The sequence below is a fragment of the Arthrobacter sp. 01T419 genome, from assembly GCF_056398865.1.
This window is the reverse complement of the sequence record NZ_JBFTQF010000005.1, coordinates 177,975-195,539: the sequence shown is the minus strand read 5'-3', so window position 1 is coordinate 195,539 and position 17,565 is coordinate 177,975. Positions and strand designations below refer to the sequence as shown.

The following is a 17,565-nucleotide window of genomic DNA, read 5'->3' as shown; positions in this document are numbered from 1 at the left end:
AGGAGATTAAAGAAATGACTACGACTCCCACCCAGCAGCTCTCCGACGCCGGCGTGTCCATCTGGCTTGACGACCTTTCCCGGGAACGCCTGTCCAGCGGCAGCCTGCAGAAGCTCATCGAAGAGAAGAACGTCGTTGGTGTCACCACCAACCCGTCGATCTTCCACGCCGCCATCACCTCCGGTAGCGACTACGACGCCGTGATTGCCGAAGAGGCCGCCAAGGGCGCCACCGTCGAAGAGACGGTCTTCGAGATCACCACCCGCGACGTCGCCGATGCTTGCGACCTTTTCGCCCCGGTCGCCGCAGCCAGCAAGGGCGTTGACGGCCGTGTCTCCATCGAGGTGGACCCCCGCCTGGCTTGGGACACCGAAGGCACCATTGCCGAGGCAAAGCACCTCTACAAGAAGGTCAACAAGGACAACGTCCACATCAAGATCCCGGCAACTCTTGAAGGCCTCGGGGCCATCACGGCAACCCTGGCCGAGGGCATCAGCGTCAACGTGACCCTGATCTTCTCCTTGGAGCGCTACCGCGCCGTCATCAACGCCTTCCAGTCCGGCCTTGAACTGGCCAAGGAGAACGGCCACGACCTCTCCAAGATCCACTCGGTGGCTTCCTTCTTCGTCTCCCGCGTCGACACTGAGATCGACAAGCGCCTCGATGCCCTGGGCACCGATGAAGCCAAGGCCCTCAAAGGCAAGGCAGGCGTTGCCAACGCCCGCCTCGCCTACCAGGTCTACGAGGAGCTATTCTCCACCGAACGCTGGGCCGTCTTGGCGGAGGCCGGCGCGCTACCGCAGCGTCCGCTGTGGGCCTCCACCGGCGTCAAGGACCCGGCCTACCCCGACACGCTCTACGTGACCGAACTGGTCGCCGCAGGCGTCGTCAACACCATGCCGGAAAAGACCCTCGACGCCACGTTCGACCACGGCGTGGTCACGGGTGACACCGTCTCCGGCACCTACGAGGAAGCAAACAACGTCCTCAACGCACTCGAGGGCCTGGGCATCTCCTACAACGACGTCGTCGCAATCCTCGAATCCGAGGGCCTGGACAAGTTCGTGGCCAGCTGGAAGGAACTTCTGGCCGACGTCGAAGGTGCCCTCGCCTCTGCACGGAAGGCTTCCTAACCCACATGAGCACTCTCAGCTACGACGCCAGCGGTGCTGCGCAGCAGGCCATCGAGCAGCACATCCCGGCACTTGTTGAAGACCGGATTGCCACCAGGATTTTCGCGAAGGACCACACCTTGTGGGGCCCGGATGCCGAATCCGAGTCCGCCATCCGTCTCGGATGGGTGGAGGCGGCAACCGTTTCCCAGCCCTTGGTCGAAGGAATCCTGGAACTCCGGGATGCCCTCAAGGCCGAAGGCGTCTCCCGCATTGTCCTGTGTGGCATGGGCGGCTCCTCGCTTGCCCCCGAGGTCATTGCCGGCACCGCTGGCGTCGAGCTGACTGTACTGGACAGCACCGACCCCGAACAGGTCGGTGCTGCCCTCGCAGACCGCCTCGCCGAGACCGCCATCGTGGTCTCTTCCAAGTCCGGTTCCACTGTGGAAACCGACTCCCAGCGACGGGTATTCGAGCAGGCCTTCACCGAGGCCGGCATCGATGCCAAGAGCCGCATCATCATCGTGACCGATCCTGGTTCTCCGCTGGACAAGGCCTCCCGTGAAGCCGGCTACCGAGCAGTCTTCAACGCCGACCCGAACGTGGGCGGCCGCTTTTCGGCGCTGACGGCTTTCGGCCTCGTGCCCAGCGGACTCGCCGGAGTCGACATCCAGGCATTCCTGGACGAGGCCGAGGAAGCGGCAGAGATCTTGAACGAGGACTCCCCGGAAAACATCGGGCTCAGGCTTGGTGTTGCGCTTGGCGGAACCACTCCGTTGCGCAACAAGATCGTCATTGTCGAAGACGGTTCGGGAATCGTTGGCTTCGCCGATTGGGCCGAGCAGCTCATCGCCGAGTCCACCGGTAAGCTCGGCACGGGCGTCCTGCCGGTTGTCGCCGGGCCTTCCGCTCCCGAGGTCAGCAGCGGCGCGGAGGACGTTCTGGTGATCCGCCTCGTGGGTGCGGACTCCGACGTCGAACTCGGTGACAACGAAGCGGCTATCGCCGGTGGCCTAGCCACCCAGATGTTCGTCTGGGAGTTTGCCACCGCCGTCGCCGGGCGCCTGCTGGGCATCAACCCCTTTGACCAGCCCGACGTCGAGGCAGCCAAGATTGCCGCGCGGGGCCTCTTAGACGCGCGTCCCGAACCGACGCCGGCAAGCTTCGTCGACGGCGCCATCGAGGTTCGCGGGGGTGCCTGGCTCGGCGACGCGGCAACAGCTGCGGACGCCGTCAAGGCCCTGCTTGCCGAACTCGGCACGGACGGCTACCTGAGCGTCCAGGCATACTTCGACCGGATCGCTTTCGCGCAGCTCGAAGGCATCCGCGATGAGCTCGCCGGTGTGAGCGGCCGTCCGGTCACTTTTGGCTGGGGTCCGCGCTTCCTGCACTCCACCGGACAGTTCCACAAAGGCGGACCGGCCATCGGTTCATTCCTACAGGTGACGGCTTCTGCGACCGGCGACATCGCCATTCCGGAGCGGCCGTTTACTTTCGGTCAGCTGATCGCGGCCCAGGCGGCCGGCGATGCCCAGGTTCTGGAGAACCACGGCCGCCCGGTCCTGCGGCTGCACCTCACGGATCGTGGAGCCGGCGTTGCCCAGCTCCAGGAAATCGTCGCCGCGCTGGCCGGCCAGGCCAGCGCGCTCGAAAGCTAAGGCACAAACCCAAACATGCCAGAAACTGAAATCGGTTACAGGTCCACCGGAAAGGCAAGCCACCGCAATCCCCTCCGGGATCCGCGCGACCGGCGCCTGAACCGCATCGCAGGGCCTTCGTCACTGGTGTTCTTCGGAGTCACCGGCGACCTCGCCCGCAAGAAACTCATGCCGGCGGTCTACGACCTCGCCAACCGCGGGCTGTTGCCGCCGAGCTTCGCGCTCGTCGGCTTCGGCCGACGCGACTGGAGCAACGAGGACTTCGCGAACGAGGTCAAAGAGAACGTCAAAGCGCACTCCCGTACCCCGTTCGACGACGCCGTCTGGAACCAGCTCTCCGAGGGCATCCGCTTCGTCCAGGGAGAGTTCGACGACGACCAGGCGTTCAAGCGCCTCAGCGCCACCCTTGACGAACTGGACGAGACCCGCGGCACGCGCGGCAATCACGGTTTCTACCTGTCCATTCCGCCCAAGGCCTTCGAACAGGTCTGCCGCCAGCTGTCCAAGCACGGGCTGGCGCAGGCCGGCGACGGCCAATGGCGTCGTGTGGTCATCGAGAAGCCGTTCGGCCACGACCTGGAGTCCGCGCGCAAGCTCAACGACATCGTGGAGTCCGTCTTCCCCCCGGACGCGGTCTTCCGCATCGACCACTACCTGGGCAAGGAGACGGTGCAGAACATTCTGGCGCTGCGCTTCGCCAACCAGCTGTTCGAGCCTTTGTGGAACGCCAACTACGTTGACCACGTCCAGATCACCATGGCAGAGGACATCGGCACCGGTGGCCGCGCCGGGTATTACGACGGCGTCGGGGCGGCTCGCGATGTCATCCAGAACCACCTGCTGCAGCTGCTGGCCCTGACGGCCATGGAGGAGCCCATTTCCTTCAACGCCGATGACCTGCGTGCCGAGAAGGAAAAGGTGCTGGCAGCAGTCAAGCTGCCCGACGACTTGTCCACCCACTCGGCAAGGGGCCAATTCACCGGCGGTTGGCAAGGCGGCGAGCTGGTGCAGGGCTACCTTGAGGAAGACGGCATTCCGGCCGATTCCAAGACGGAGACCTATGCGGCGATCCGTCTGGACATCCACACCCGGCGCTGGTCCGGCGTGCCGTTCTATCTGAGGGCCGGCAAGCGTCTTGGACGGCGCGTCACGGAAATCGCGGTCGTGTTCAAACGGGCACCGAACCTCCTTTTCCGTGGTCACGGTGAGGACGACTTCGGCCAGAACGCCGTGGTCATCCGCGTCCAGCCCGACGAGGGCGCTACGATCCGCTTCGGATCCAAGGTTCCCGGCACGCAGATGGAAGTCCGCGACGTCACCATGGACTTCGGATATGGCCACTCGTTCACCGAGTCCAGCCCGGAAGCCTACGAACGCCTCATCCTGGACGTGCTGCTGGGCGAGCCGCCGCTCTTCCCCCGGCACCAGGAAGTCGAGGAGTCCTGGAAGATCCTGGATCCCTTCGAAGATTACTGGGCCGGACTCGACGAACAGCCCGAACCATATGCTCCCGGCAGCTGGGGTCCAGCCTCGGCCGACGAACTGCTTGCCCGCGACGGACGAACCTGGAGAAGGCCATGATCGTAGATCTTCCCGACACCACCACCTCCAAGATCTCCAAGAAGATCACCTCCCTGCGCGAGCAGGGAGGCGTGATCGCCCTCGGACGTGTCCTGACCCTCGTGGTCGTCACCAAGTCGGGCCTTGAGGAAGAAGCCATCGAGGCAGCCAACGAGGCCAGCCGCGAACACCCCTGCCGCATCATCGTCCTTGCCGATGCCGGCAGCGAAGCGCCCAACCGCCTCGACGCCCAGATCCGGGTGGGGGGCGACGCCGGAGCCTCCGAGGTGATCGTGCTGCGCGGCTACGGTTCGCTCGCCAAGGAGAGTGAATCGCTGGTGGCCGCGCTGCTCCTGCCCGACGCCCCGATCGTGGCCTGGTGGCCGCACGGGGCACCGGAGAACGCCTGCGAGACTTCCATCGGGCGTATTGCGCACCGCCGCATCACGGACTCCGCCAACGAGCCCGACCCCACCGCGGCACTCAACAGGATCCGAAACACGTACCGCGCGGGTGACACCGACCTCGCCTGGACACGCCTGACCAACTGGCGCCTCCAGCTTGCGGCCGCCCTGGACCAGGTGGACGAATCCCCCGTTACGGCGATCGCCGTCGAAGGCGCTTCGGACTCCCCCAGCACACTGCTGCTGGCGGCGTGGCTCACGCTGTTCCTCGACGCGCCGGTCCAGATCGTCGCCGATCCGGCGGGAACCGGCATCCGGAGGGTACACCTTAGCCGCGCGACGGGCGACGTCCAGCTGGTCCGCCCGGGCCTCACCGTGGCGGAACTGACCCAGCCGGGCCAGCCCGCCCAGCGGATTTCGCTGCCACGCCGCAGCCTGCGGGACTGCCTAGCCGAAGAACTGCGTCGCCTTGATCCAGACGATGTCTTCGGAGAAGTGATTACTATGGGACTGCCCCGAACCAATAGCAAGGAGTGACCGTCCCAGTGAGCGCTGACCCCAGAGTAAGCATCCATCCCAACTCCGCCGTCCTCATGGCCGCGATCGCAGCACGGCTGATCACCAAGCTGGTGGACGTGCAGGACAAGCACGGCGAAGCCACTGTGGTCCTCACCGGCGGAACCGTGGGCATCGGCACCCTGAAAGCGGTTGCCGACTCACCTGCGGCGCCCGCCGTCGACTGGTCCCGGGTGAACTTCTGGTGGGGTGACGAGCGTTTCGTTGGCAAGGACAGCACGGACCGCAACACCGTACAGGCCCGTGAGGCTTTGCTCTCCAGCCTGCCGCTGGATCCGGACCGCGTGCACGAACCAGGTTCGTCGGACGAGTTCGCAACCGCGGACGACGCCGCAGCGGACTACGCAGCACGCCTCAAGGCAGCCGGGGAGGCTGAGCACGCCGCAGATACTTCGGACAATCGTCCGGAAGAAGCCGGCGAGCTGCCGCGTTTCGACATCCTGCTGCTGGGCGTAGGCCCGGATGCGCATGTTGCCTCGCTCTTCCCTGAGCAGGCGGGTATCCGTGTCCAGGACCGCACAGTGGTGGGGGTAGAGAACTCCCCCAAGCCGCCGCCGTCGAGGATTTCGCTGACCTTGCCCGCCATCAATTCAGCCCAGGAAATCTGGATGGTAGTGGCAGGCGAGGACAAGGCCGGGGCCGTGGGCTTGGCCCTCGCCGGCGCCAACCCCGTCCAGGTTCCCGCCTCCGGCCCTCTTGGCCGTTCGAGGACCCTGTGGCTTATTGACGAAAATGCAGCCTCACGTGTCCCCCAGCAGCTCATCCGGAAGGATCCTGCGGGCGCGTAGCCGCTTGAGCGCTCCAGCCAAGACAATTTCCGCTTCTTGGCTGGAGCGCCTTTCTTTAACGTAATCCAGGTGGCTCTTGAAGATTTCTTCGTCCGCCCGCTCCGTCGTCGCCTCGCCCTGTTCGCGGACGGCAACCAAACCACACTTCGGACAGTCCCACCGAACAGGAATTTGATCCTCCGGGAGCTTAACGAAAACGAGCCGCGTCTCGTGTCCCTTGGCGCACCAATAGGGAACACGAATACGCGGCAAACTTTCGCCAACTATGGAGTCGGATTGGTTTCTCGGGGCTGATCCAGCTGTTACGCCGGCCCGTGTGCCTCGGAATCCTGAAGAACCATGAACCATCGTCGATCCCCTTGAGAGTTCGGCTGCATGGCGGTGAGGGCCATGCAGCCTAGTCTAGTGCGGGGATCCCGGCGACGGCAGGGTTGCTTCCGGGTAGTTTGATCCACCCGGAGCTCAAACCAGGGAGACTCTAGGAGTCTCCCCCTGAGGTGAAGCGCATGATGAGGCCAAGACCAATGATCACGACGCCCCAAGTGCAGCCCAAGACGATGGTGAAACGGTTGAGGTTCCGTTCGGCGACACCCGAGGAACTCAATCCCGAGCTCATGCCGCCGCCAAACATATCGGACAATCCACCGCCACGTCCCTTGTGCAGGAGGATAAGCAGCGTCAGCAGAAGACTGGTGATTCCCAGCAGGATCTGCAGAATGACTTGAAGAACGTCCACGACGGCCTTTCAGAAGAACGGAAAACGGGAGCGGAACCTTGAAACGGACTAGGCCGCGCTGAGGTGGCTCTCGAACCTGACAATGTTAGCAAACTCGGCCGGGTCAAGGCTCGCCCCACCCACCAGCAGGCCGTCGACGTCGGCGCCGGCCATGATCGCGGCCGCATTGTTGGCCTTCACTGAGCCGCCGTAGAGGAGCCGGGACTTGGCAGCGACGGAATCATCGAACAAGGAAGCGAGCTCGGCACGGATCGCCGCGCACATCTCCTGTGCGTCTTCCGGACCAGCGACTTCGCCCGTGCCAATGGCCCAGACCGGTTCGTAGGCGACGACCAAGTCACCTGCTTGCTCCGCCGAGAGCCCCTCGACGCCGGCACGCAACTGGGCAAGCGTGTGCTCGACGTGAGTGCCAGCCTGACGGATCTCAAGCCCCTCACCGACGCACAGGACGGGGGTCACGCCGTGGCGGAAACCAGCCTTGACCTTCGCGTTCAGGACCTGGTCACCCTCGTTGTGGATGGTGCGCCGTTCACTGTGGCCCACGAGGACGTATGCGCAACCCAGTTTGTTGAGGAACTGGCCGGAGATGTCACCGGTGTATGCCCCGGAGTCGAACTGCGAGAGGTCCTGGCCGCCGTAAACAACGTCCAACTCATCGCCCTGAACGAGGGTCTGCACACCGCGGAGGTCCGTGAACGGCGGGAACACCGCAACCTCGACCCGGCTGTAGTCGTGCTTGGCGTCGGACAGGGTCCATGCCAGCTTCTGCAGCAGGGTGATGCCCTGGACGTGGTCCATGTTCATCTTCCAGTTGCCGGCAATGAAGGGCCTGCGGACGAAGTTTCCGTTGGCAGAAGTTGTCACGTGTGCTCCAAAAATGCGTTGAGATAGGGAAGCCGGCAGGACGCTTGCCTTCTAGGAAGGGCGCCCCGCCGGCTGGGTAGCCTTAGCGGTCCAGCACGCTCAGGCCGGGAAGATCCTTGCCTTCAAGGTATTCCAGGCTGGCGCCGCCGCCAGTGGAAATGTGGCCGAACTGGGAGTCCTCAAAGCCGAGGGTCCGGACAGCCGCAGCGGAGTCGCCACCGCCGACCACGGTGAATGCAGGCGTCTCGGTCAAAGCTTGGGCGATGGCACGGGTACCGGCCGAGAAAGCCTCGAATTCAAAGACGCCCATGGGGCCGTTCCAGAACACAGTCTTCGCGGCCTTGATCTGCTCGGCGAAGGCCGCTGCCGATACGGGCCCGATGTCCAGGCCGATGCCGGCGGCACCGAATGAGCTGTCCTCGATCGCATCGGCGGCGACCACTTCGTGTTCGGCGTCCGCGGCGAAGCGGCTCGCGACCACGACGTCGGTTGGGACGACGAAAGCGGTACCGGCGTCGGAAGCGCGCTTGAGGTAGTCCTGGACCACGGGGATCTGGTCTGCTTCAAGCAAGCTGCCTGCAACTTTGTAGCCGGAAGCTGCCAAGAAGGTGAAGAGCATCCCGCCACCGACCAGGATGGTGTCTGCCTTGCCCAAGAGGTTATCGATCACGGCGAGCTTGTCCGATACCTTGGAGCCGCCGAGAACCACAACGTACGGGCGCTGAGTATCCGTGGTGAGCTTGCGCAGGACCTCGACCTCGGTGTGCACGAGGTCACCCTGGTAGGAAGGAAGCCGGGTGGCGACGTCGTAGACGCTCGCGTGCTTGCGGTGAACAGCTCCAAAGGCGTCATCCACAAAGGCGCCGTTGTCACCGGTCAGAGCTACGAGTTCATCCGCGAAGGCTCCGCGCTCGGCGTCGTCCTTGCTGGTTTCGCGGGCGTCGAAGCGGACATTCTCGAGGACCAGGACGTCTCCGTCGTCGAGGGACCCGGCCAGCTCCTTCGCGGAATCACCAACGGTGTCTTCCGCGAGCTGGACCTTGAAGGGCGCGAGCTCCGCGAGCCGCGCTACAGCGGGCTTGAGCGAATATTTGGCCTCTGGGGCACCTTTGGGGCGACCGAGGTGGGCCGTGACGAGCACGCGGGCACCGGCGTCCGAAAGCTTTTCGATGACCGGGAGTGAGGCCTTAATGCGGCCGTCGTCGGTCACTGTAGAGCCGTCGAGCGGCACATTCAGGTCACTTCTGACGAGAATGTACCGCCCGCGGACACCTTCAGCGATCAGTTCGTTGAGGGTGTGAGATGTCATGTGTCTACCCTAGCCCAGCTTGGATGCGACAAGCTCCGTGAGGTCAACGAGGCGGTTGGAGTAGCCCCATTCGTTGTCATACCAGGAAACAACCTTGACCTGGTTGCCGATGACCTTGGTCAGGCCGGAGTCGAAGATCGAGGATGCAGGATCGCCAACGATGTCCGAGGAGACGATCGGATCTGCCGTGTAGCTGAGGATGCCCTTGAACTGCTCGGTCTCCGAAGCCGCTTTCAAGGCTGCGTTGACTTCCTCGACGGTGACTTCACGGGAAACCGTGACGGTGAGGTCCGTGGCGGATCCGGTGGGGACCGGTACGCGGATGGCGTAGCCGTCGAGCTTTCCCTTGAGCTCAGGAAGGACCAGGCCGATCGCCTTGGCAGCACCCGTGGAGGTGGGAACCATGTTGATGGCTGCGGCGCGGGCACGGCGAAGGTCGCTGTGGGGACCGTCCTGCAGGTTCTGGTCTGCCGTGTAGGCGTGCACCGTGGTCATGAGGCCGCGCTCGATGCCAAAGGCGTCGTTGACAACCTTGGCCAGCGGGCCGAGGCAGTTGGTGGTGCAGGAAGCGTTGGAGATGATGTGGTGTGTTGCGGGGTCGTAGAGCTCGTGGTTGACGCCCATGACGATGGTGATGTCTTCGTCCGAAGCCGGAGCGGAGATCAGGACCTTCTTGGCACCAGCATCGATGTGCTTCTGCGCGGCGGCAGCCTTGGTGAAGAAGCCGGTGGACTCGATGACGATGTCCACGCCCAGCTCGCCCCAAGGGAGGTTTGCGGGATCGCGCTCTGCAAGGACCTTGATGATGTTGCCCTCAACAATGAGGTTGCCCTCTTTGACTTCAACGGACTGGGTCAGGCGACCGCCGACGGAGTCGTACTTCAACAGGTGGGCAAGTGCCTCGGGGCTGGTGAGGTCATTGACCGCGACAATTTCGAGATCGGCGCCCTGGGCGAGTGCTGCCCGGAAGTAGTTGCGGCCGATGCGGCCAAAGCCGTTGATTCCAATACGGGTGGTCACTATTCAGTCTCCTTGGTGCTCTTGCAAGCACACCTAGTGAGTCGGATCTTGATTCCAACTAACAATTCCCGCGCGTCTTTGGGCAGAAGTGATTATCAGATCGGAGGGCGACCAGCCACGTTGCTGAAGGCTAACCGCCTTCCGTGACCTATCTTACGTTTAACTACGCCTGCCCCCGCAACTGCGGGGGCAGGCAATCCGGTTTTTGGGCGAAATTCACCTGAATGTGAAGTTTGTTACATCCTCGTATATTCCGCATCACTCGCCGAAAATGGCAGGAAAAATTCCTAGAGAACGATCAATCCGGTCGCGTTTGCGCGGGCTGCTTCGAAGCGCTTGGCGACGTCGGCCCAGTTGACGATGTTCCAGAATGCCTTGACGTAGTCAGCCTTGACGTTGACGTAGTCCAGGTAAAAAGCGTGCTCCCACATGTCCAGCATGAGCAGGGGCGTGGTGCCGACGGCGACGTTGCCCTGCTGGTCGTAGAGCTGCTCGATGAGGAGGTTGCCACCGATGGGCTCGTAGGCGAGGAAGCCCCAGCCGGATCCCTGCAGGCCAAGTGCGGCCGCCGAGAACTGTGCACGGAAGGCATCGAAGGAACCGAACGCATCATCGATGGCTGCTGCGAGCTCGCCCTCGGGCTTGTCGCCGCCGTCCGGGGAGATGTTGTTCCAGAACACCGAGTGGTTGATGTGTCCGCCGGTGTGGAACGCGAGGTCCTTGGACAGGCGGTTGATGTTGGCGAAATCGCCCTTTTCACGGGCTTCGGCCAACTGGGCCAGGGCGTTGTTGGCGCCGGCTACATAGGCAGCGTGGTGCTTGCTGTGGTGCAGCTCCATGATCTTCGCCGAAATGTGCGGCTCAAGTGCTGCGTAGTCGTAGCCGAGCTCGGGCAGTACGTACTCTGTCACGAAATCCTCCAATGTAGTGGACCGGGGTCCGGTTGGTAACTCTCGTATTGTTCATCCGATCGGCGAACCGGCCGGAAATCTTGGGTGCTACTCCGCACCATCACGATTCTAGGGCGGGTGCTCTATTCGTCCATCATCTCGGGGGTCACATTTGCCTCGGTCCCGGGGATGCCCAGATCTCCGGCCCGTTTGTCCGCCATGGCCAACAGCCGGCGAATCCGTCCCGCGATGGCGTCCTTGGTCATGGGCGGATCAGCAAGCCGGCCCAGTTCATCCAGGCTGGCCTGTTTGTGCGCCACCCGGAGCTCGCCGGCGTATTTGAGGTGGTCCGGAACGTCGTCGCCCAGGATTTCCAAGGCCCTGTCCACCCGAGCACCGGCGGCGACGGCAGCCTGGGCCGAGCGGCGCAGGTTGGCGTCGTCGAAGTTCGCCAGGCGGTTGGCGGTGGCCCGGACCTCCTTGCGCATGCGGCGTTCCTCCCACACCATGAGGGCGTCATGGGCACCCATCCGCGTGAGCAGCGCGGCAATGGTGTCGCCGTCACGAATGACGACGCGATCCACACCGCGCACTTCCCGCGCCTTGGCCTGGATGCCGAGGCGACGGGCGGCTCCGACCAAGGCAAGCGCGGATTCCGGCCCGGGGCACGTGACTTCGAGCGAGGAGGAGCGGCCGGGTTCGGTGAGGGAACCGTGCGCCAGGAAGGCTCCGCGCCATACCGCTTCGGCGTCGGACGCCGAACCATTGACGACGGCGGACGGCAACCCGCGAACAGGCCGCCCACGGCCGTCCAGAAGGCCCGTCTGGCGCGCCAGGGCCTCGCCGTCGCGCACTACACGAACAACATAGCGGCTGCCGCGACGGAGGCCGCCACCCGAGACGACGATGATCTCGCTCTGGTGCCCATAGACTTCGGCGATCGCGGCGCGGAGCCGGCGTGCCGTGGAGGCGAGGTCCACCTCAGCCTCGATCACGATGCGGCCCGAGATGATGTGCAATCCCCCGGCAAAACGCAGCATGGCCGAGACCTCGGCCTTGCGGACGGAAGACTTCTTGATGTCCAGCCGGGAAAGTTCTTCCTTGACCGATGCGGTCAGTGCCATCGCATGTTCCTAACTATTCCCGAAGATATCGTGATACGCCGATGCCAGACGCAGCGGGTCGTGGACTGGACGGCGGCTCGACGCCCCCACTTTACCCAAGACCACCTCTGCACCGATCATTCCGGCAGCGCGCTCGAATTCCGTGAGGTCGGAAATCGAGGAAGGATCGGCGAGCACTACGTCCACACTGAACTCAGGCGCATAGCGGCGCAGGGCGTCCAGGTGGTCCGCTGCGGACATCCCGGACGTTTCCTTGGTGTCCATGGCGAGGTTCATGGTGAGGCATCGCTTGGCCGGGGTATCGCACAAGGCCTGGCGCATCTCGGGCAACAACAAGTGGGGCAACACTGAGGTGTACCAGGAGCCAGGGCCGAGAATGATCCAGTCCGCGAGCTCGATGGCCGTCAGCGCCTCGATGCATGCACGCGCGTCCTCCGGGAAGAGCCGCACGTTTTCGAGGGACCCGGCAACAGCGCACTTGGCCTGGCCCTTGACGGTCTGGAACTCGAACCCGCCCCCGGGCAAGGACACCCGTACGTCACCCTCGATGTTCAGCGGCTGCGTGGACATCGGCAGGACCTGACCGCGGGCACCCAAGAGGGCACCCGCCCATTTCAGTCCAGCCACGGCATCGCCTAGCAGCTCCCAGAGGGTAACAATGAGCAGGTTTCCCATGGCGTGGTGGTCCAAGGAACCTTGCCGGCCGCTCGGAGTCTTGAAGCGGTGCTGCATGACGTCCCGCCACGTACGCCCCCAATCCGTGTCATCGCAGAGGGCGCTCAGCGCCATCCGAAGATCGCCGGGCGGAAGGACACCGTACTCTTCCCTCAGCCGCCCGGAAGATCCGCCGTCGTCGGCGACGGTCACAATCGCGGTGAGCTCGGAGGTCAGCAGCCTCAACGCAGACAGTGACGCGGACAGCCCGTGTCCGCCGCCGAGCGCAACAACCGTGGGGCCTTTGGCAGGCTGGCTGCCTGGAGTCCCCTTCGGCGGGACAAGCGGCAGGGGTCCTGTCAGAACCCCCATTATTCGCGACCCAGATCGCGGTGGCTCGTGGTGACGGTGACCCGAGGGTATTGCGCCAGCCGTTTGGAGAGTTCGACGGCGACCGCAACCGAACGGTGTTTGCCGCCTGTGCAACCGACGGCAATGGTCGCGTAGTGTTTGTTTTCCGACCGATAGCCGTCGAGGACGGGCTCCAAGGCAAGGACGTAGCGGTCAACGAAGTCTTTGACACCGGCGGCTCCCAGCACATAGTCGCTGACATCGGCGTCGAGTCCAGTGTGCGGGCGCAACTTCGGGACCCAGTGCGGGTTGGGGATGAAGCGCGCGTCGGCCACAAAGTTGGCGTCCACTGGCAGGCCATATTTGAAGCCGAAGCTCATGACGTTCAGGCGCAGCGCCACGGGGCCTGTGTCGGTGAAGAGTTCAGTGATGGCAGTCGCCAGGCCATGCACGTTGTACGTACTCGTGTCCAGGACCACGTCTGCCGACTCCCGGAGTTCCTTCAGGACGTCGCGCTCTGCGGCTATACCGTCCAGGATCCGGCCTCCGCCCTGGAGCGGATGCGGGCGGCGCCCTTGTTCAAAGCGCCGGACCAGGACGTTGTCGCTGGCGTCGAGGAAGAGCACGCGGAACGTGATTCCGCTGGCGCTGAGTGCGCCGAGGGCGGTCCTGATATCTGTGAAGAGGCCCTTGCTGCGGACGTCCACCACGACGGCCAGCTTGGGGATCGATTGGGGTGCGTGCGAAACGATTTCGGCGAGCGTCCCCAACATCTGCGGAGGGAGGTTTTCGACGACGTACCAGCCGTGGTCCTCTAGTGCGTCCGAGGCGGTGCTACGGCCTGCTCCGGACATGCCAGTCACCACCAGCAGTTCCGCTTCGACAGGCTTGACGGGAATGAGACCGTCCTGCTCCGCGCCGGATTCTGCTGTTGACTCTGACATCAAGTGTCCCCGTTTCTGATATGGTCCAAGTTTCTGTTGGTCCAGGCTGGACCGCCTGGAGGAGCGGTCCGATTATTACCCTAGCTAATATTCAAGGATTTCGCCGGTGGTCATGTTCACTGCCGGAGCGGTCTCTTCCGAGGCGCCGGCTGCCGCCAGGTGGCTGACGACGGCTTCTGCCAAAGCCGGACCGATTCCCTTGGCGGCTGTGAGCTCACTTACCGTGGCAGCCTTGATCTTCTTGAGCGAACCGAAATGCGCCACGAGCGCCTTCCTTTTGGCTTCCCCGAGGCCGGGAACGCCGTCGAGCGCGGACACCGTCATGGCCTTTCCCCGCTTCTGCCGGTGGAAAGTGATGGCGAAACGGTGGGCTTCGTCGCGTATGCGCTGCAGCAGGTAGAGCCCTTGCGAAGTCCGTGGCAGGATCACGGGGAAATCGCTCTCCGGCAACCAGACTTCTTCGAGCCGTTTGGCCAAGCCGACGACGTAGACGTCGTCGATCCCCAGTTCCGCAAGTGCCCGCGCGGCCGCGTTCACCTGGGGCTGCCCGCCGTCGACGACGACGAGGTTGGGCGGATAGGCGAACCTCGCCTTTGTCGCGGTGCCGGGAGCGTCATCGGAGGGCGTCGGCCCCTCTCCGGAACTGGCGTTGGGAATTTCCCCGCTCTTGGGAAGCTGCGCGGACTTATCTTGCAGGTAGTGCCTGAAGCGTCGCGTGAGGACGTCGTGCATCGCGGCAGTGTCGTCCGTTGCGGCCGCCCCCGTGATGGCGAACTTCCTATAGTCGGATTTCTTGGGTAGGCCGTCTTCCACCACGACCATGGACGCAACCACGTTGGTGCCTTGCACGTGGGAAATGTCGTAGCACTCGATCCGGAGCAGCGGCACGGGAAGCTCGAGGGCCTCCTGCAGCTCCTGGAGCGCCTGCGAACGGACGGTGATGTCGCCTGCCCTCCGGACTTTGTGCAGCTTCAGTGCCTGCTCAGCGTTTTCCCGGACGGTGGACATGAGGGCTGCCTTGTCGCCACGCTGCGGCACTCGGATATCCACCTTGGCACCCCTGAGGCCACCTAGCCATTCAAGCAACTCATGATGGTTGGACGGAATCTCCGGGACCAGGACTTCGCGGGGAATACGTCCTTTGTTGTCGCTGTCCTCCCCGTAGACCTGCTGCAGCAGGTGCTCAATGAGCTCGGGGGTGGTGGCGTCTTCGACCTTTTCCACCACCCAGCCCCGCTGGCCGCGTACCCGGCCACCCCTGACATGGAACACCTGAACGGAAGCCTCGAGGTCGTCGTCGTGCAGGGCGAAGATATCCGCGTCCGTGTCTTCGGAAAGGACCACGGCATTGCGTTCGAACACTTTGCGCAAGGCCGCGATGTCATCGCGGATTCGCGCCGCCCGTTCGTAGTCGAGTTCGGCCACGGCAGCCGCCATGTCCTTTTCGAGGCGGGTGATGAAGCGTTTCGCCTCACCGCCCATGAAGGAGCAGAAGTCTTCGGCAATGGCCCGATGCTCCTCGGGGGTGACGCGACCGACACACGGTGCCGAGCATTTATCGATGTAGCCAAGCAAGCACGGCCGCCCACTGGCCTGTGCACGCTTCAGCACGCCGGGGCTGCAACTACGGACCGGAAAGACCCTGAGCAAGGTGTCCATAGTTTCCCGGATGGCGCCCGCCGTGTACGGGCCGAAGTAGCGGGTACCCTTGCGGCGCTCCCCGCGCATGACCTGGACCCGGGGGAGCCTCTCCCCCATGCTCACGGCAAGGTACGGATACGTCTTGTCGTCGCGGAACACGACATTGAAACGCGGTTTGAATTCCTTGATCCACGTGTATTCGAGCTGAAGCGACTCAAGCTCGCTGCCCACCACGGTCCACTCCACGCTGCTGGCTGTGTGCACCATGGCGTGGGTTTTCGGCAACAAGCCTGCAGGGTTGGCGAAGTAGGAGTTCAGCCGCGAACGCAGGTTTTTCGCCTTGCCCACATAGATGACACGGCCGTGCGGATCCCGGAACCGATAGACGCCGGGGGTGGTGGGGATTTCTCCCGTCTGGGGTCGATAACTCGCTGGATCTGCCACAGATCCAGTCTAGTAAGGGAAAGACGCTACCCCGTACGCACCGGACCAGCCACCAGAGCTACTCCGCGGACTTGCTCTGGTTGTAGCTGGTGGAACGTTCCTGGCCGCTCAATGCCGCAATGGCATCCATGATCTTGTCTGTCACTTCACGGCGGGCAGGTAGCGAATGGTCCGGTCCTGTCTTCTCGAAATACAGCGGCTCGCCCACCTTCATGGTGAAGTGTTGCGGACGGACAGTGTTACGGTCCACAGGCTGCAGTTTGTCCGTGCCAATCAGGCCCACCGGCACCACGGGCGCGCCCGTGGTGAGCGCAAGCCAGCCGACCCCGGTACGCCCACGGTAGAGCAAGCCGTCACGCGAACGGGTTCCCTCCGGATAGATCCCGATGCCCCTCCCGTTCTCCAGAATGTCCAAGAGGGTCTTGAGCGCCTGCACGCTGGCGGCCTGCTCTCCGCGCTCTACCGGAATGGATCCAACCGCCTGGAAGAACGCCTTCATGGCCCGGCCTTTGAAGCCTTTGGTCGTGAAGTACTCGGCTTTGGCAAAGAAGCCCACCGGGCGGGGCATCAGTGCTTGGACAATCACGCTGTCCAGAAAAGACAAATGGTTCGGGGCCACAATGAAGGGCCCTTCCTTGGGCACGTTCTCCAGCCCAATGACCGTTGGACGGCAGGTGCTGGAAATCAGTCCGCGCGTGGTCCACCGGATGACATCAAAGGCTTCCATCGTTCTGCACCTCGCTCAGGGCCGCCGCGCGGACGGCGTCAAGTTCTTCGATCTTCTTCAGCAGCTGCGCAGTGGAATCCACGACGGCGACGGCTCCCGCTTCCTGAAGCTCGCCGTCGGGCGCAAATCCCCAACTCACACCGATGCAGTCGAGTCCATTGGCCATGGCACCGGCAACATCCTGGTGGCGGTCCCCCACCATCACCGCCGGCTGCGAATGCAACGTGGCCAGCGCCGCACCAACGATTTCCACCTTGCCGGGGGCTATGTTGGCGGCCCTTGATTCATCATCCGAGGCTCCGCAGATGGAAGCAAAGAAATCGGCAATACCGTGATGCGCCAACACGACGCGCGCCAGGCCCTGGGGTTTCTGCGTGGCCACAGCGACCGGGCGCCGCGACTCCGCGAAGAACTCCAGGAGCTCACGGATACCGGGATAGAGCCGGCTTTGAGCGATTCCCACAGAACGGTAGTAGCTGCGGTAGCGCCCGATGACTTCGTCCACTCTCCCCGCGGGAACCCCGGCAATGTGCTCAAGGGAATCGCTGAGCTTGGGTCCAACCATGGAGTCAAGAACGGGCTGCTCCGGGACGGGGAGGCCAAATTCGCGCAGGGCCGCGGCGATACCACCGGTTATGCCACCTGCAGGATCGACAAGGGTGCCGTCCAGATCAAAGATTACGGGCACCATTGTTTGAGTCACCGGGTTAGTTTCTCACGAGTTGAGGCATGCCTGAAACTCACATGCCGGCCAGGGAATACT

17 protein-coding genes are annotated in these 17,565 nt (G+C 63.6%); 5 read left to right on the top strand and 12 right to left on the bottom strand.

Features of this window, described 5'->3' with window-relative positions:
• Window positions 1-14: 14 nt before the first annotated feature.
• From tal to pgl, 5 genes are read left to right on the top strand one after another with little or no spacing between them, the layout of a single operon-like run.
• Window positions 15-1,133, top strand: coding sequence for a transaldolase (tal, locus tag AC1DLO_RS09950; RefSeq protein ID WP_476889834.1), 1,119 nt, complete (start codon window positions 15-17; stop codon window positions 1,131-1,133).
• A 5-nt stretch (window positions 1,134-1,138) separates the two neighbouring features.
• Window positions 1,139-2,770, top strand: coding sequence for a glucose-6-phosphate isomerase (locus AC1DLO_RS09945; RefSeq protein WP_476889835.1), 1,632 nt, complete (start codon window positions 1,139-1,141; stop codon window positions 2,768-2,770).
• 15 nt (window positions 2,771-2,785) lie between these two features.
• Window positions 2,786-4,351 (top strand): glucose-6-phosphate dehydrogenase, encoded by a 1,566-nt coding sequence (zwf, locus tag AC1DLO_RS09940; protein WP_476889836.1) that lies wholly within the window; start codon window positions 2,786-2,788, stop codon window positions 4,349-4,351.
• The gene (locus AC1DLO_RS09935) at window positions 4,348-5,271 is read left to right on the top strand and encodes a glucose-6-phosphate dehydrogenase assembly protein OpcA (protein WP_184735350.1); all 924 of its coding nucleotides are present in this window, start codon (window positions 4,348-4,350) and stop codon (window positions 5,269-5,271) included. Before zwf ends, AC1DLO_RS09935 begins: the two co-directional genes overlap by 4 nt.
• 8 nt (window positions 5,272-5,279) lie before the next feature.
• Window positions 5,280-6,098, top strand: a complete 819-nt coding sequence (gene pgl / locus AC1DLO_RS09930; protein WP_476889837.1) for a 6-phosphogluconolactonase — start codon at window positions 5,280-5,282, stop codon at window positions 6,096-6,098.
• Here pgl and AC1DLO_RS09925 read toward each other — a convergent pair.
• The 12 genes from AC1DLO_RS09925 to AC1DLO_RS09870 form a co-directional block, all read right to left on the bottom strand.
• Window positions 6,051-6,446 (bottom strand): RNA polymerase-binding protein RbpA, encoded by a 396-nt coding sequence (locus AC1DLO_RS09925; protein ID WP_184735361.1) that lies wholly within the window; start codon window positions 6,444-6,446, stop codon window positions 6,051-6,053. The genes pgl and AC1DLO_RS09925 overlap by 48 nt on opposite strands.
• A gap of 130 nt (window positions 6,447-6,576) precedes the next feature.
• The gene (gene secG, locus AC1DLO_RS09920) at window positions 6,577-6,834 is read right to left on the bottom strand and encodes a preprotein translocase subunit SecG (RefSeq protein WP_074589634.1); all 258 of its coding nucleotides are present in this window, start codon (window positions 6,832-6,834) and stop codon (window positions 6,577-6,579) included.
• Between the two features lie 48 nt (window positions 6,835-6,882).
• Window positions 6,883-7,698 carry a triose-phosphate isomerase gene (gene tpiA, locus AC1DLO_RS09915; protein ID WP_476889838.1) on the bottom strand — a complete coding sequence of 272 codons (816 nt, stop codon included), beginning with the start codon at window positions 7,696-7,698 and terminating at the stop codon, window positions 6,883-6,885.
• Window positions 7,699-7,780: 82 nt separating this feature from the next.
• A complete protein-coding gene (locus AC1DLO_RS09910; RefSeq protein ID WP_476889839.1) occupies window positions 7,781-9,007 on the bottom strand; it encodes a phosphoglycerate kinase in 1,227 nt (408 codons plus the stop codon).
• A gap of 9 nt (window positions 9,008-9,016) precedes the next feature.
• Entirely contained in the window at window positions 9,017-10,027 is a 1,011-nt protein-coding gene (gene gap, locus AC1DLO_RS09905) for a type I glyceraldehyde-3-phosphate dehydrogenase (RefSeq protein WP_184735367.1), read from the bottom strand.
• Window positions 10,028-10,314: 287 nt separating this feature from the next.
• Complete coding sequence (locus AC1DLO_RS09900) at window positions 10,315-10,938, bottom strand: superoxide dismutase (RefSeq protein ID WP_184735369.1); 624 nt, start codon at window positions 10,936-10,938, stop codon at window positions 10,315-10,317.
• A 122-nt stretch (window positions 10,939-11,060) separates the two neighbouring features.
• Complete coding sequence (whiA, locus tag AC1DLO_RS09895) at window positions 11,061-12,041, bottom strand: DNA-binding protein WhiA (protein WP_133202987.1); 981 nt, start codon at window positions 12,039-12,041, stop codon at window positions 11,061-11,063.
• 9 nt (window positions 12,042-12,050) lie between these two features.
• Window positions 12,051-13,067, bottom strand: coding sequence for a gluconeogenesis factor YvcK family protein (locus AC1DLO_RS09890; RefSeq protein WP_184735371.1), 1,017 nt, complete (start codon window positions 13,065-13,067; stop codon window positions 12,051-12,053).
• Complete coding sequence (gene rapZ, locus AC1DLO_RS09885) at window positions 13,067-13,990, bottom strand: RNase adapter RapZ (protein WP_184735373.1); 924 nt, start codon at window positions 13,988-13,990, stop codon at window positions 13,067-13,069. The genes AC1DLO_RS09890 and rapZ overlap by 1 nt, the downstream gene beginning before the upstream one ends.
• Before the next feature lie 84 nt (window positions 13,991-14,074).
• Window positions 14,075-16,075: an excinuclease ABC subunit UvrC gene (gene uvrC / locus AC1DLO_RS09880; protein ID WP_476914470.1), complete on the bottom strand. Its 2,001-nt coding sequence runs from the start codon at window positions 16,073-16,075 to the stop codon at window positions 14,075-14,077.
• A gap of 58 nt (window positions 16,076-16,133) precedes the next feature.
• A complete protein-coding gene (locus tag AC1DLO_RS09875) occupies window positions 16,134-16,802 on the bottom strand; it encodes a lysophospholipid acyltransferase family protein (protein ID WP_184735377.1) in 669 nt (222 codons plus the stop codon).
• Window positions 16,789-17,505 (bottom strand): HAD hydrolase-like protein, encoded by a 717-nt coding sequence (locus AC1DLO_RS09870; protein WP_311770466.1) that lies wholly within the window; start codon window positions 17,503-17,505, stop codon window positions 16,789-16,791. The genes AC1DLO_RS09875 and AC1DLO_RS09870 overlap by 14 nt, the downstream gene beginning before the upstream one ends.
• Between the last annotated feature and the right edge of the window lie 60 nt (window positions 17,506-17,565).